Annotated in this window: 8 protein-coding genes and 3 pseudogenes; 4 read left to right on the forward strand and 7 right to left on the reverse strand. The window is 71.6% G+C overall.

What is annotated here, in order from left to right:
- Positions 1-26 precede the first annotated feature (26 nt).
- Positions 27-599: pseudogene (locus ACWGJM_RS20835) on the reverse strand (MFS transporter); the annotation flags it as partial.
- Positions 600-1,175: 576 nt separating this feature from the next.
- Between ACWGJM_RS20835 and ACWGJM_RS20840 the strand changes: the two are divergent.
- The 4 genes and pseudogenes from ACWGJM_RS20840 to ACWGJM_RS20855 form a co-directional block, all read left to right on the forward strand.
- A pseudogene (locus tag ACWGJM_RS20840) lies at positions 1,176-1,578 on the forward strand (IS701 family transposase); the annotation flags it as partial.
- Between the two features lie 427 nt (positions 1,579-2,005).
- Positions 2,006-2,296 carry a hypothetical protein gene (locus tag ACWGJM_RS20845; protein WP_453413163.1) on the forward strand — a complete coding sequence of 97 codons (291 nt, stop codon included), beginning with the start codon at positions 2,006-2,008 and terminating at the stop codon, positions 2,294-2,296.
- A gap of 98 nt (positions 2,297-2,394) precedes the next feature.
- Entirely contained in the window at positions 2,395-3,291 is an 897-nt protein-coding gene (locus tag ACWGJM_RS20850) for a LysR family transcriptional regulator (protein ID WP_453413164.1), read from the forward strand.
- Positions 3,292-3,336: 45 nt separating this feature from the next.
- Positions 3,337-3,870: pseudogene (locus ACWGJM_RS20855) on the forward strand (transposase); the annotation flags it as partial.
- A gap of 95 nt (positions 3,871-3,965) precedes the next feature.
- On the opposite strand, the gene ACWGJM_RS20860 reads toward ACWGJM_RS20855, so the two are convergent.
- The 6 genes from ACWGJM_RS20860 to ACWGJM_RS20885 all read right to left on the reverse strand — a co-directional run bounded on the left by ACWGJM_RS20860 (position 3,966) and on the right by ACWGJM_RS20885 (position 13,397).
- Positions 3,966-4,664 carry a TetR/AcrR family transcriptional regulator gene (locus tag ACWGJM_RS20860; protein WP_453413165.1) on the reverse strand — a complete coding sequence of 233 codons (699 nt, stop codon included), beginning with the start codon at positions 4,662-4,664 and terminating at the stop codon, positions 3,966-3,968.
- 41 nt (positions 4,665-4,705) lie between these two features.
- Entirely contained in the window at positions 4,706-6,415 is a 1,710-nt protein-coding gene (locus ACWGJM_RS20865; protein ID WP_453413166.1) for an allophanate hydrolase, read from the reverse strand.
- Entirely contained in the window at positions 6,412-10,020 is a 3,609-nt protein-coding gene (gene uca, locus ACWGJM_RS20870) for an urea carboxylase (RefSeq protein ID WP_453413167.1), read from the reverse strand. Before uca ends, ACWGJM_RS20865 begins: the two co-directional genes overlap by 4 nt.
- A complete protein-coding gene (locus ACWGJM_RS20875; protein WP_453413168.1) occupies positions 10,017-10,817 on the reverse strand; it encodes an urea amidolyase associated protein UAAP2 in 801 nt (266 codons plus the stop codon). The genes uca and ACWGJM_RS20875 overlap by 4 nt, the downstream gene beginning before the upstream one ends.
- Position 10,818: 1 nt before the next feature.
- Complete coding sequence (locus ACWGJM_RS20880) at positions 10,819-11,664, reverse strand: urea amidolyase associated protein UAAP1 (protein ID WP_453413169.1); 846 nt, start codon at positions 11,662-11,664, stop codon at positions 10,819-10,821.
- A gap of 128 nt (positions 11,665-11,792) precedes the next feature.
- Positions 11,793-13,397: an amino acid permease gene (locus ACWGJM_RS20885; protein ID WP_453413170.1), complete on the reverse strand. Its 1,605-nt coding sequence runs from the start codon at positions 13,395-13,397 to the stop codon at positions 11,793-11,795.
- Between the last annotated feature and the right edge of the window lie 434 nt (positions 13,398-13,831).

Genomic DNA, 13,831 nt, shown 5'->3' on the forward strand with positions numbered 1-13,831 from the left:
AGGTGCAGCAGCGAGGAGAGGACCAGCAGGACCACCGCACCGATGGGCAGGTTGAGGAAGAACACCCAGCTCCAGCTGGTGAGTTCGGTCAGGATGCCGCCGAGTGTGGGGCCGGCCAGGGAGGCGGCGCCGAAGGTGATGGAGAGCCAGCCGTAGTACCGGGCGCCTTCGCGCGGGGAGAACATCTCGCCGATGGTCGCGAGGACGGAGATGAACAAGCCGCCGCTGCCGATGCCCTGGACGACGCGGAAGGCGATGAGCTGACCCATCGTCTGCGCGAGGCCGCACAGGGCGGATCCGAGCAGGAAGACGACGATGGAGGCGATGAAGACGCGCTTGCGTCCGAACAGGTCGCCGAGCTTGCCGTAGACGGGGGCAGCGGCGCTGCCGCCGATGAGGTAGCCGGTGGTGACCCAGGCGAACTGGTCGAGTCCGCCCAGGTCACTGACCATGCGGGGCAGCGCGGTGGCGACGATCTGGGTGTCCAGCAGGGAGAGGAAGACCGTCACCATCAAGGTGAGGACGACGGCGTGGGTCCTGTCCGGCGCGGCCGGTTCTGCGGGGGCGCCGACGGCAGGCTCGGCTGAGCGGGAAACCATGGAAAGTCCTTGTAATCGAGGAGCGATGCCGCAGTGCGGAGCATCGCCCGAAGTGGGAGTGCGCGTAACGAACTCGGTGAAGAACGCTGCTTGCTTCAGCAGCGGAGATGGGGTGGTCGGATCCTGTGTCCGACTCCGGCCTTCTTCGGCCCTCTCAACCGTCGATCAGTCCTCAACGGACTTGTCGATCACGGTTCTTCGCAGGTCGCTTAGCTTCTCGCCACTCCCTCTGCGTCGATTACAGATGCCGGACACGCTAGCGGACGGTTCGCGGACCGTGCAACCTTGATCGTGTCGACGCCGACGCGTCAGGGACCAGGATGACCTTTCCTGGCTGGACTGTGATCACGGCGGTGGGTGCCGGTGCGGACATGGGTGCGGCCAGCGCTGATCATCGGTGCGTGAGGACAAACGATCAGGCGGTGGCGGCAGGCGACAGCGTAGACCCCGCCGCTGGCAGGAGTCGTTCGAGGCCCTGATGGACCGGATCGCGGGCCGATTCGCCCGGGTCGAACCCCGCCGCAGAATACGACGGTTGGTACTCGGTCTGCTCTCGGACCTGCCCCGCAAGAACTGGGCAGTCACCGGCTGCTGATCCGCCGCAACCGCACCACCGGTGAACTGGCCTATTACCACGCTGGTCCGCATCGCCGGCTCAAGATGGCGGGTGGAAGAGACCTTCCAGGCCGGCAAGGGCCTGGCCGGACTGGACGAGCACCAATTCCGCCGCTTCACCTCGTGGTCCCGCTGGGTAACCCTGGCCATGCTCGCTCACGCCTTCCTCGCCGTCGTCCGCGCCGACGAACACGCCCGACATCCCGCCCCGGACGGGCTGGTCCCGCTCACCTGCAACGAGATTCAGCGACTGTTCACGACGTTGGTCGTCCGGCCCGTGCATGATGCAGCCCACCGGCTCCGCTGGTCCGCCTGGCGACGCCGCCATCAGGCCCGAGTCCGCGTCAGCCATTACCGCCGACAGGGAATCTGCATCGGCGAGCAACGCCCCCAACACCCACCGCTGCCGCGCATGGCCCACATCCACCGGCACCCCATCCCGCCACGCCTCGATGGCGCCCAAGACTCCGAACCGCACCGCCATACCCACCCCCCGCCATGGTCACGTCACTCTGCTTATCTGCCGCTGACCACCGGGTACAGCCCGATTGCAGACTTCCCGAAGGTTTCCCGAACACCGCCCCGGCAGGGTGAGAACACAACGCCCGTACGAATCCCAACAGCTCAGCAACCGGCCTTGGCCCGGACATTCGTTGGGGGACTAGGGGGTGCGGGGCCGGGGGCGGACTCGTCCGCCCCCGCAGCAAAGACGGCACGGTCAGGCCGAGGCCGCGACCTTGCCGCTCAACAGAGCTCCGGAAGCGTTCCGTCAAGAAAGGGAGACCAGCGTCATGTCGTTACGCAAAGTGTTCTCTACCGTGGCCGTGGCAGCGGCCCTGGTCGGCACCGGGCTGGGGACAGCTTCGGCAGCGCAGGCAGCCGAGAAGCCCACCGTCATCGCAGCGACCCCCGTCAACGCCAAGGCACCGACAAGTGCCGCCGCTGGATATGTGTACTACGACTGGTACTGGACCAGGGCCAACTGCAAGGCTGCGGGCACAGTTCTGAAGAACGCAGGGGAGACGACCAAGTTCTACTGTGAGAACGACGGACTCGTCGTCGATCTGTACATCTGGAAGTAAGAACCGGAGAAGACACCCGCTGCACAAGTAGGCAACGGGCGCCCGCAGCCGGATCCATGGCTGTGGGCGCCTGCCTTTCTGCGGTATGCGTATTGTGCATGGACTTCTCCAGTACGGCTCTACGGGTGCTGCGGCAGGTCGCCGAGTCTGGGAGCCTTACCGGAGCGGTCTCCCAGCTCGGCTACACCCAGTCGGCGGTCTCACGCCAAGCGGCGGCCCTCGAACGGAGCGCGGGCGCTGTGCTGTTCGAGCGCCGCTTCGACGGGGTGCAGCTCACTCCCGCCGGCCTGAACCTGCTGCGGCACGCTCGCATGATCCTGGACTCCGTCGCGGCGGCCGAGCGCGAGCTCACCGGCTGTGCCGCACAGACGGAATTGGTGCGGTTGGGGATGTTCCCCAGCGCCGGGGCAGTGATCCTGCCCGGCGTGCTCACGCGGCTCGCAATGGCCACCCCGCACATCACGGTCACGACGCGTGAGGGCACCACGCCCGGCTTGCTCCGGGCGCTGCGGGCGGGCTCGATCGATATCGCCGTGCTGACGTCCCGTCCGCTGCTCCGGCCGTCGGACGGCGAGTCCCCCCGGCTGCACGCCGAGGCCGTCGAGGACACCGAACTGCTCATAGGGGCGTCGACCACCGGCTTGTTCGCCCGCCGGAGCGCGGTGCACGTCGACGAGCTCGTCGATGCTCCCTGGATCGCGGCCCCGTCATCGAGTGCAGAACCTCTGCTCGGGGTTTGGCCGGGCCTGCCTGGGCGGCCGCGCATTGTCCACACCACGGGGGACTGGCTGACGAAGCTGCACCTGGTTGCCGGCGGCTTCGGCGTGCCAACTGTCCCGTCCCGCATGTCGACGGTGCTGCCGCCTGGCGTGAGCCTGCTGCGCGTCGTGGACGGAGTACCCCCCGAGGTCCGGCGGATTCTCGTGGCGCGGCTTCCCGGCCGACCGTCCGCGGGACTCTCGGCTGTCATCCGAGCGATTACCTCGGACGCCTGACCGGTCGCCGGAGTCCGCCGACGCCGTGCACCGTCACGTGTCCCGTTGCATGACCAAGGCCTATCACCGGGAGTACGTCGAAGCCGCCTTGGCGAATACCCCGATGACGTCACATCTCGGTTCTGGCACGACGTCACCAACTGGCTGCGCCCCGACGCTCCGTGCAGCCCGGAGCGGCTGTTCTGCCAGACCCACGGACGCAGCGGACGCTCCAGCGACCAGCTCGTCCCCGGCTGGCCGTACTCGTTCGTCGCCGCCCTGGAGGCCGGCCGCACCTCTTGGTGCCGGCTGCTTGACGCGGTCGGCCTCGGCCGGGACCGCGACGTCGCAGAGGTCACCGCCGCCCAGGTCCACCGCGTCATCACCGATCTGATCGACGGCTGCCAGTGGGAGACGGGTGTCCCGGACATCCTGGTGGTCTTCGACGCCGGCTACGACGCTCCGCGCATGGCCTACCTCCACCGGGAGAAGCCGACCGAACCCGCCCGGCTCACCCCTGCCCCCGTCCGCCGGGGGTTTCGGCACCTCCGCCCGCACCTGCACTGCCCCGCCGTGCAGCGAAACCCCGCCCGGACCGGGAAGGCCAGTCGGCTCGAAGGACCGTCGTTCCGCCACCCGCCACGACGTCGGCAAAAACACCGGACGCCCTGGCAGCATCACCGAGCGGGACCAGATCAAAGGTCGCGAAGGTCAAAGAACGAGCTCAGCAGAGTCCGGGCCTCGTCCCTGGCGGCGGCCACGGCCGGTTCGGCCAGCCCGCACAGCCGGAGGCACGACGACGCGACGGCATCCGTGTCGGCCGCTTCCGGCTCACGGGAACGCCGTACCTGGATGACGACCTCCACCAGCTGGATCAGCAGTTCGCCGAGCCGCTCGGCGGGCACGCTCCGGGCGACGTCCTCGCTTGCCGCGAGGGCGCCGAGGGCGCCGTAGTTCGCCTGGAGCCGGCCCCGCTCGGCCCGGAAGGCGTCGAAGCGCTCGGCCCGCACCTCCGGCAGCAGGTAGAGCGTGCCGACGTTGTAGGGGGTGCGGGAGAGGGTACGTACGTCCACGGCGGCCACCGCGTAGAGCGCGGCGGCCGCGTCGGCCCGCTCCGGCACCAGTGCCCGGATCCGCTCCACCATCTGCAGACTGGGCCGTACGGACGTGGCCAGCAGCTCGGCGAGGATGTCCTCCTTGGTGGAGAAGTGGTAGTACAGCGACGCCTGTCTGATGCCGACCCGCTCGGCGATCATCCGGGTGCTGGTACCGGCGACCCCGCGTTCGACGAAGAGCGCCCCGGCCGCGTCGAGGATCTGCTCCCGGGCGGAAGTGCCGGGGTCGGACGGCGGCGTGTGCCGGGGCCTGCCTTGACGGGGACGCGTCGTCGTCATGGCCCCATCCTGCCACCACCCCGGCATGCCGCCGCTCCCCGTCACGTGGAGGCCGTATAGGCCCGCCAGCCGCCGTACCCGGTGATGTCGGGCGCACCCTCGACGGCGTACGGCTCGACGAGGAAGCCGCTGACCCGCCGCCCGTCGGCCAGTTCGACCGTACCGATGACCATCGGCGGGGGAACCGTGGCGGTGAACGCCCCGAAGCCCGCCGCCGGAAGCCGCCAGACCTCACCCTCGATGCCCGGCTCCGCACCGCCTGCCCCGTTCCGGGCGACCCGCCCGCCCCCGGTGTCTCCTTCGCCCTCGGCGACCCGGACCAGGCCCGGCTTGGGCGGCTCGGTGGCCAGGGCGTACAGCCGGTAGTCGCCGGTGGTGCGCGCCGGGCCCACCAGGGTGCCGCCCGCCTGCACCACCTGGGCGTTGAGCGGCTGCCCGGTGAGGTGGGCGCCGGCCACGAACAGGTCGAGTCCCGGGTTGGCGAACCGCTCGGCCAGGACGGCCAGGGCACGGTCGGAGAAGGCCGGTCCGGTGAACATCACGCCGAACGGCAGGCCGTCCACGAACCCGGCCGGAACGGCGAGCGAGGCGCAGTCCAGCAGATTGGCGAAGTTCGTGAAGCGCCCCAACCGGGCGTTGGCGCCGACCGGATCGGCCGCCACCTGCTCAAGGGTGGGATGCCAGGTCGTCGTAGGGGTCAACAGGGCCGTGCAGCCGTCCAGGGCCGCGCGTCCGGCCGCCCCGAGCGCGGCGAGCCGGGCGGTGTCGGCGGCCCAGTCGGCGGCGGTCTTGTCCCGGCCCGCCAGCACGATGCCGGCGACGGTGGGATCGAGGTCGGTGCCGATCAGATCGCGGTGCTTCTCCAGATGCGCGCCCACGGCGGCGTACCGCTCGGCGACGAACGCGCCGCCGTACAGCAGTTCCGCGGCCTGGAGCATCGGGGTGATGTCGGCCTCGACGATCTGCGCGCCGGTGCTCGCCAGCCGGGCGACCGCCGCGTCGAAGGCCTCGCGCCAGCCGTCGGCCATGCCCTGGAGATGCTCCGGAGCCGGCACGGCGACCCGGGGGCGGGCAGGGGGCGGCGGGAGCTGGGCGCCGGTACGGGAGAGCGGGTCGGCGGGGTCCGTGCCCTCGGCCAACTCGGCGGCCAGGCGGGCCAGTCGCAGGTCCCGGGCGAAGACCGTCACGCAGTCGAGGGTGTAGCAGGCGGGCACCACCCCGGTCACCGGCACCAGGCCCTTGGTGGGCTTGACCCCGACGACGCCATTGAGGGCGGCGGGCACCCGGCCGGAGCCGGCCGTGTCGGTGCCGAGCGCGAGGTCGGCGATGCCCAGCGCGACCGCGACGGCGGAACCGGAGGACGACCCGCCGGAGACGCGGGCCGGGTCCCAGGCGTTGCGCACCGCGCCGTAGGGGCTGCGGGTGCCGACCAGCCCGGTGGCGAACTGGTCCATGTTCGTCTTCCCGAGGACCACCGCGCCGGCCGCGCGCAGCCGCGCCACCGCGGGCGCGTCGGCCCGCGGGACGTAGGCGTACGACGGGGCGCCCGCGGTCGTGGGCAGGCCGGCCACGTCGATGTTGTCCTTGACGGCGGCCAGCAGGCCGGCCAGCGGCAGCGCCGGGTCGATCCCGGCCGCCTCGGCGAGCACCTCCTCGCTCGGCCTGAGGTGGATCCAGATCTCGGGCCGCCCGGCGCTCGCGATGCGGTCGTAGGCGGCCTCGACGCGAGCGGCCGGTGTCCCGGCGGTCATGCCCGCACCGCCGCGAGGATCTGGCCGGAGGTGACCTGCTCACCGGGCTTGACGTAGATCTCCAGCAGGGTCCCGGCGGCCGGGGCGCTGACCTTGGACTCCATCTTCATCGCCTCCAGGGAGAGGATCGGGTCGCCCTCGGCGACGGCGGCGCCGGGCTCGGCGACGGTCTGCCAGACGGTGGCGGTGAACGGCGCGGTGACCGGCACCGCGCCGTCGGGAACGGTGATGGGGTCGGCGGCGGCGTCCGCGCCGGCGGTCACGGGCTCAGGCGCGTCGTCCCGGTCGAACTCGCCCGCGGCCCGCCAGCGCTGCTTCTCCGCCTCGAACGCGGCGCTCTGCCGCTCCCGGAACGCCGCGATCGAGTCGGCTTCGGCCGCCAGGAAGGCGTTGTACTCGGCGATCGAGAAGGTGCCCTCCTCGGTCTCGAAGCGACCGCGACCGGCGTCCGTCTCCGCGCGCAGTTCCAGCAGCTCCTCCGCGCTGACCGGGTACCACTCGATGCGGTCGAAGAAGCGCAGCGCCCACGGCGAGTCCTGGAACAGGCCGCCCTTGCGGAACCGGTTCCAGATCTGCACGGTACGGCCGACGAACTGGTAGCCGCCGGGGCCCTCCATGCCGTAGACGCACAGGTAGGCGCCGCCGATACCGACGGAGTTCTCCGCGGTCCAGGTGCGGGCCGGGTTGTACTTGGTGGTCACCAGACGGTGCCGGGGATCGAGCGGGGTGGCGACGGGGGCGCCGAGATAGACGTCGCCGAGGCCGAGCACCAGGTAGGAGGCGTCGAACACGGTGCGGTAGACGTCGTCGGCGGTGTCCAGGCCGTTGACCCGGCGGATGAACTCGATGTTCCACGGGCACCACGGGGCGTCGTCGCGCACCCCGGCCATGTACCGCTCGATGGCCAGCCGGGTCGCCGGATCGTCCCAGCTGAGCGGCAGCCGCACCGTCCGCGAGGGGACCACCAGCTCGTGGGTGGGCGGCACCTCGTCCTCCAACTCCCGCAACAGAGCAGCGAGCTGACGAGGGCGCAGGTTCTGCCTGTCGGTGTGGATCTGGAGCGACCGGATGCCCGGCGTGACGTCGAGGATGCCGGCGGGCGCGTGGGCGGCCAGGGTCTTTTGCAGCGCGTGCACCCGCATCCGCAGGCCGAGGTCGAGCACCATGGGGCCGTACTCGACCAGGACATTGCCGTCGCCGTCGCGGCGGTAGGTGACGCCGGGACGGTCGTCGGTGGGCTCCAGACGGCCGAGCACGCCGTCGTCGCCGTCGCCGCCGGTACTGATCAGCGCGGGCGAGGACCGGCGGGCGTCGAGGCCGGCCGTCTCGGCTTCCCTGACCGGTACGAAGCGGACGGTGTCGCCGGGGCGGAGCTGGCCGAGCTTCCACAGGTCGCCGCCGGCGACCACCGCGGGGCAGACGAACCCGCCGAGGGACGGCCCGTCGGGGCCCAGCACGATCGGGGTGTCACCGGTGAAGTCCAGGGCGCCCACCGCGTACGGCGTGTCGTGGATGTTGGAGGGGTGCAGACCGGCCTCGCCGCCGTCCTGGCGGGCCCAACGGGGCTTGGGCCCGATCAGGCGGATGCCGGTGCGGGCCGAGTTGTGGTGCACCTGGTAGTCGGTGGCGTAGAGGGTGTCGATGTCCTCGCGGGTGAAGAACTCGGGCGCCGCGTGCGGGCCTTCGGTGACGGCGATCCGCCAGTGGGAGGTGATCGCGGGCCGGCGCTCGGCCGGGACCGGGCCGCCGTCGGCGGTCCGGAAGGCCCCGGGGCGCAGGACGTCCCCGGCGACCAGTGCCCGCCCGCCGTGCCCGCCGAAGCCGCCGAGGGTGAAGGTCGAGGCGCTGCCCAGGTAGTCGGGTACGTCGATGCCGCCCCGGACGGCCACATAGCTGCGCAGGCCGGGCCCCTGGCAGGCGCCGAGCACCAGGATGGAGCCGGCCGGGACCGGCACCGGCTCCCACAGGGCCACAGCGGTGCCGTCCACGGTGACCGGGACCGGAGCGCCGGTGACGGCGACCACGGTGGCGTGCGAGAAGCGCAGGGTCAGCCCGCCCGCGGTGACCTCCAGGCCGGGCGCCTCGGCCGGGTTGCCGACGGCCAGGTTGGCCTCGGTGAAGGAGACGGTGTCGAAGGGGCCGCTCGGCGGCACGCCCACGTGCCAGTAGCCGAGCCGGCCGGGCAGGTCCTGGACCGTGGTCATCGCCCCCGGGACCAGGACGTCGATGCGCGGTTCGGGGTCGCGGGCGGTGTCGAGGGTGCTGGTGCTGTGCACCGCCTCGCGCACTTCACTGTGTACGGCCAGTGCGCGCAGCAGGCCCAGGTTGGTGACGATGCCGTCCACCCGGCTCCCGGCCAGCGCCCGGCCGAGCACGTCGAACGCGGCATCCCGGCTCGGCGCCTTGGCGATCACCTTGGCGAGCATGGGGTCGTAGTACGGCGAGATCTCCAGACCGGTCTCGGCGAAGCCGTCGACGCGGACGCCGGGCATGCCGTCCGTGCCCTGGCCGGGGAAGACCGCCCGCGTGATCAGACCCGAGCTGGGCAGTGCGTCCCTGCCGGGGTCCTCGGCGTAGACGCGGGCCTCCACGGCGTGTCCGGCGGGCTCCCACTCCCGCTCGAACACCGTGTCGTCCACCCTGCCGTCGCGGGCCAGCAGGAGCATGAGTTCGACGAGGTCGACACCGTACGCCTCCTCCGTCACCGGGTGCTCGACCTGGAGGCGGGTGTTGACCTCCAGGAAGGCGGCCTCCTCGCGCACCGGGTCGTAGACGAACTCCACGGTCCCCGCGCCGCGGTAGCCGACCGAGGCGAGCAGCCGACGCGAGGAGTCGTGCAGCAGTGCGCGCACACGGCCGGGCAGGGCCGGGGCCGGGGCCTCCTCGATCACCTTCTGATTGCGGCGCTGCAGCGAGCAGTCGCGGTCACCGAAGACGGCGATCCGGCCGGTGCCGTCGCCGAAGACCTGCACCTCGACATGGCGGGCGGGACGCACCAGGCGCTCCAGGAACACGCCGGCCGACCCGAAGTGGGACTCCGCGAGCGCCGCGACGCGGGCGAAGGCCTCGCGCACCTCCTCGGTGGTGGCGCAGGCCTGCATGCCGATGCCGCCGCCACCGCCCGTCGCCTTGACCATCACGGGCAGCCCGATCCCTCCGGCCGCGGTGACGGCCTCCTCGGCGCTCCCGAGCAGCTCCGTCCCGGCCAGCAGCGGTACTCCTGCCGCCTTGGCCAGGGCGCGCGCGGTGTGCTTCTCGCCGAACGCGGTGATCTGGTCGGCGGTCGGCCCGGCGAACCTCAGGCCCGCCTCCTCCACGGCACGGGCGAAGGCGGTGTTCTCGGAGAGGAAGCCGTAGCCCGGGTGGATGATCCCGGCGCCCTGGGCGAGCGCGGCCTCGATGATCGCGTCACCGCGCAGGTACGACTCGCGGGCGGGCGCCGGACCGAGGCGTACCGCGTGGTCGGCCTCGCGGACGTGCGGAGCGGCCCGGTCGGCGTCGGAGAAGACGGCCACCGTACCGAGCCCCATCTTCCTCGCGGTACGGATGACACGGCGGGCTATCTCACCGCGGTTGGCGACGAGAACGGCGGTGGGGCGGGTCACGCGGCTCCCTCCGGGGTGCGGGCGGCCGCCGCGGACCGTGGGCCGCCGGCGGCCGGTACCGGGTCCACGACGAGCATCCGCAGCGGGGTCGGGTTGAAGTCGTTGCAGGGGTTGTTCATCTGCGGGCAGTTGGACACCAGCACCAGGACGTCCCGCTCGGCGCGCACCGCGACCCGCCGGCCCGGCGCCGACATGCCGTCCACGATGCCCAGCGCGCCGTCGGCCTCGACGGGCACGTTCATGAACCAGTTGAGGTTGGAGACGAGGTCCCGCACGCCGAGGCCCCGCCGGCCGGCCTCGGCGAGGAAGTTCTCGCGGCAGCCGTGCTGGAACATCACATGGTGGCCGTAGCGCAGGGAGTTGGACTCCTTGCCGCAGGCGCCGCCGATGGTGTCCTGGCGGTCGATCTCGTTGGCGACGACGGTCATCAGCGGGCGGCCCTCGTTGCTGCGCAGCACGGTGCCGGTGCGCACATAGGCGTTGCCCTGCCAGGCCAGGGTGTCGGGGACGCTGTAGCGCTCCTCGGGGTCGTCGGCGTCGTAGAGCAGGCAGTCGGCCGACTGGTTGCCGCCGACATCGACGATCGTCAGGACGTGCCCCTTCCTCACCACCGCCGACCAGGGCGCGTTGGGGGCCACCGTCTCGTCCAGGACGACGGCGCCCTCGACCAGGCTCGCTCCCCTCTCCAGCCGGGAGCCCTCCGCGTACACCGCGCCGACCGGGACGGTGGAGGCGACGGTGCCGCTCGAGACAGTCGGGTGGACGGTCGGGGTGTTCTCGGTCCGCGTGCTCGCCATGTCACAGTCCCCGGGCTTCGCAGTAGTCGACGGTGTTCAGGTACGCCCGGCGCAGTTCCGGTGTGGCGGTGAACCGCGGGCCGTCCGGGCCGGTCGGGGCGCCGCGCCAGGCGTGCACCCGCAGCGGCCCGACGACGTAGTTCGGGCGCGGATCCAGCGGGTGGGCCACATTGGCGACCAGCACCAGCAGTGGCATCTCCGCGACGAGTTCGACGTGCGTGCCGGGGCCGGCACCGCCTCGCCAGGCGAGGGTGCCGTCCGCCTCGACGCGTACGCCCTGGAAGAAGGACAGGCTGGGCGGCAGATCGCGCCGGCCCAGACCGTGCTTGGCGGCGGCCTTCAGGAAGAGGGAACGGCCGGACGGGGACGGCCCCTCGGGCCGGGCGTCGCCGTACTTGCGCTCGTTCCAGGCGTCGGTGGTGGTGCCGCAGAAGGCGTCGTGCCGGCCGGAGGAGTCACCGCTGACGACGGCCAGGACCCGGCCGTCACCGGACAGCAGCGGGTGGTTCTCGCCCAGGTAGGCCTGCCATGGGATCTTCAGGGTGTCGGCGACGTTGAGCCGCTCGACCGGTTCCAGCGCGTTGAAGAGCAGCAGGTGGGCACAGGCGTCACCGGTCGGGTCGTCGAACCGCAGCCGGCTGCCGCGGGCGAGGACCTTGTGCGTGTAGCCGCCGGGTGCCACCGTCTCCGCCCACACCAGCGCGGCCGGTTCCACCCCCGGCGGGCGGTACGGGCTGCCGGACGCCGGAAGGTACGGCATCCACGCACTGCCCTGGCCGCTCTGGGCACGGGCGTCGTCGCGGGCGCTGCGGACGCTGTCGGTCAGGTGCAGATCGCGCGTGGTCATGGATGTCCCGTCATCCTCTCGTCGGTGGGTCGTCGGTACGTCGTCGGTGGTGATCGGCGCTCGACCGGTGCTCGACCGGTGCTTGACCGGTGCGCCGGGGCGCGTCGCCCGCGGCGCCACCGGATCCGTCAGGCCGGCTCGGTGACGGTGCGGGCCCCGGCGGGCAGCTCGGTGTGCGTGTGGGGTACGTGCCTCAGCTCGATACGGCGGTGCAGTCGGCGGGCGACGAAGTAGGCGGCACCGACGGCGAGGCTCAGCCCGATGAAGAGCAGTGCGCTCCACCGCAGCCACCACGTGCCGCCGGTGAGGTCGTAGATCTCGGCACGGGGCCAGATCAGGTTGAGCGTCATACCGGCCTGGTAGAGCACCGCTGCCGCGTTGACCGCAATTCCCCAGGGCCCCATCGAGAACAGGTGCCGCCCCGTCTCGTCGATGCCGCGCGGAAGCCCGCCCGCGCCCCGGTGCCGGATCCGCGCGATGAGCAGCGGAAGCGTCACGCCCAGGTAGGCCAGGTACAGCATGGCGATGCAGAGGCTGGAGAGGGCGGTGAAGATCGCCGACTGCCGGACGTCGACCAGGAGCGCGATCGCTGCACCGGCGCCCACCACGATCGACGTGATGACCGGCGTACCCGTGCGGGCCGAGACCTTTCCGAGGTGCCGGTGGAACGGCAGGGCGCCCTCGCGCGCCATGGAGTACATCATCCGTGCCCCCGAGGTCTGCACGGCCAGGGTGCACGCGAACACTGCGACCGCCACGCAGCACAGCAGCAGTCGGCCCAGCACCCCGCCGAGCCGGTCGGTGAGCACCCAGGAAAGACCGCCCGCGGCCAGCTTGCCGTCGGTCAGGCTGCGTGCCGCCATCAGCCCGGCGAGTATCAGCAGCGCGCCGCCGACGCCCGACGTGACCAGCGCCCGCAGGATGGTCCGGGGCGTGGTCCGGCGCGGACTGTGGGTCTCCTCCGCCAGCTCGCCCGCCGAGTCGAAGCCGACCATGACGTACGCCGCCATCAGCGAGGACGCGAGAAAGGCCCCGGCATAGCCATCGTGGCCGGCCCAGCCGGTGTGATGGACCACCACCTGCGGCCCCCGCTCGGGAAGGAAGAACAGCACCAGCACCAGCGCGACCACACCGAGGATCTCGACCGTGACGCCGAAGCTGGTGGCGGCGGCCATCTGGCGGATGCCCAGGATGTTCACCACCGTGGTGATCACCAGCAGTACGCAGCCCAGGAGCACCGCGTTCTGCGCGCCGGTCGGGGACCCTACCGAGGGATCGGCGCCCGGTCCGCCGACGATCTGGAACCCCGACCAGATGCCCGGCAGCACGGCCTGCGCCGCGATCGCGGCCGCCGCGACGGTGAGAACCTGCCCGATGATCATGATCCAGCCGACGAACCAGCCCACCGTGGTGCCGGCCAGCCGGCTCGACCACTGGTAGACCGCCCCCGATATGGGCCAGCGCGCCGCCAGTTCGGCGAAACAGAGCGCGACCAGCAACTGACCCGCGAAGACCAGCGGCCACGTCCAGAAGAAGGCCGCGCCGCCGAGACCGTAGCCGAGGCCGAAGAGCTGGAAGACAGTGGTCAGGATCGACACGAAGGAGAAGCCCGCGGCGAACGACGCGAAGCCGCCGACTCCGCGGCGCAGTTCCTGCTGGTAGCCGACGGGGGCGGCAAGGGTCGTGACACCGCCGTCAGGGCTCTGCCCAGGGGGGATTTGGGGCCCGCTCATCACCGTACCTCCGGTCGATCGAGGGATACCTGTCGATCGACAGGTATTGCGATGGTGGGCCGGACCGGTCTCACCCCCGAGTCCCCGGAGTTAACTTCATGTATCCGCCGCGAACGGAACACGCGTTCGTGCGGGCGGGGACGTAGGTGCAGGACGAAACGGTGCTGCGTGCGCCATTCCATCGCCGCGTCCTTCCGCATCTGGGCCTGCTCCAGGGGCTGTCCGCCCTCGCGCTGCCGGCGTTCGTCCCCTGTCTGACCGCGCTCGTCCGCAGGTACGGCAGCGACGCCCGGACGTCGTCCGCGCGCTGGCTACGGTCGCCGGAACTCTCCTCCTGCTTTCCGCCAGTACCAGCTGGGTTCTGGCCCAGATCGGCTCCAGGGCGCAGTTGTCCACGTATCGTGCTGTCTCTGATCTGCCCTTCATCACCGGTG

It is taken from the genome of Streptomyces sp. NPDC054834 (assembly GCF_053611185.1).

What these genes read in the sequence shown, in the direction of transcription:
- ACWGJM_RS20845 (WP_453413163.1), top strand. Translation starts at nt 2,006, where the DNA reads ATGTCGTTACGCAAAGTGTTCTCTACCGTGGCCGTGGCAGCGGCCCTG.
- ACWGJM_RS20860 (WP_453413165.1), bottom strand. Translation starts at nt 4,664, where the DNA reads ATGACGACGACGCGTCCCCGTCAAGGCAGGCCCCGGCACACGCCGCCG.
- ACWGJM_RS20885 (WP_453413170.1), bottom strand. Translation starts at nt 13,397, where the DNA reads ATGAGCGGGCCCCAAATCCCCCCTGGGCAGAGCCCTGACGGCGGTGTC.
- ACWGJM_RS20875 (WP_453413168.1), bottom strand. Translation starts at nt 10,817, where the DNA reads ATGGCGAGCACGCGGACCGAGAACACCCCGACCGTCCACCCGACTGTC.
- ACWGJM_RS20880 (WP_453413169.1), bottom strand. Translation starts at nt 11,664, where the DNA reads ATGACCACGCGCGATCTGCACCTGACCGACAGCGTCCGCAGCGCCCGC.
- ACWGJM_RS20850 (WP_453413164.1), top strand. Translation starts at nt 2,395, where the DNA reads ATGGACTTCTCCAGTACGGCTCTACGGGTGCTGCGGCAGGTCGCCGAG.
- ACWGJM_RS20865 (WP_453413166.1), bottom strand. Translation starts at nt 6,415, where the DNA reads ATGACCGCCGGGACACCGGCCGCTCGCGTCGAGGCCGCCTACGACCGC.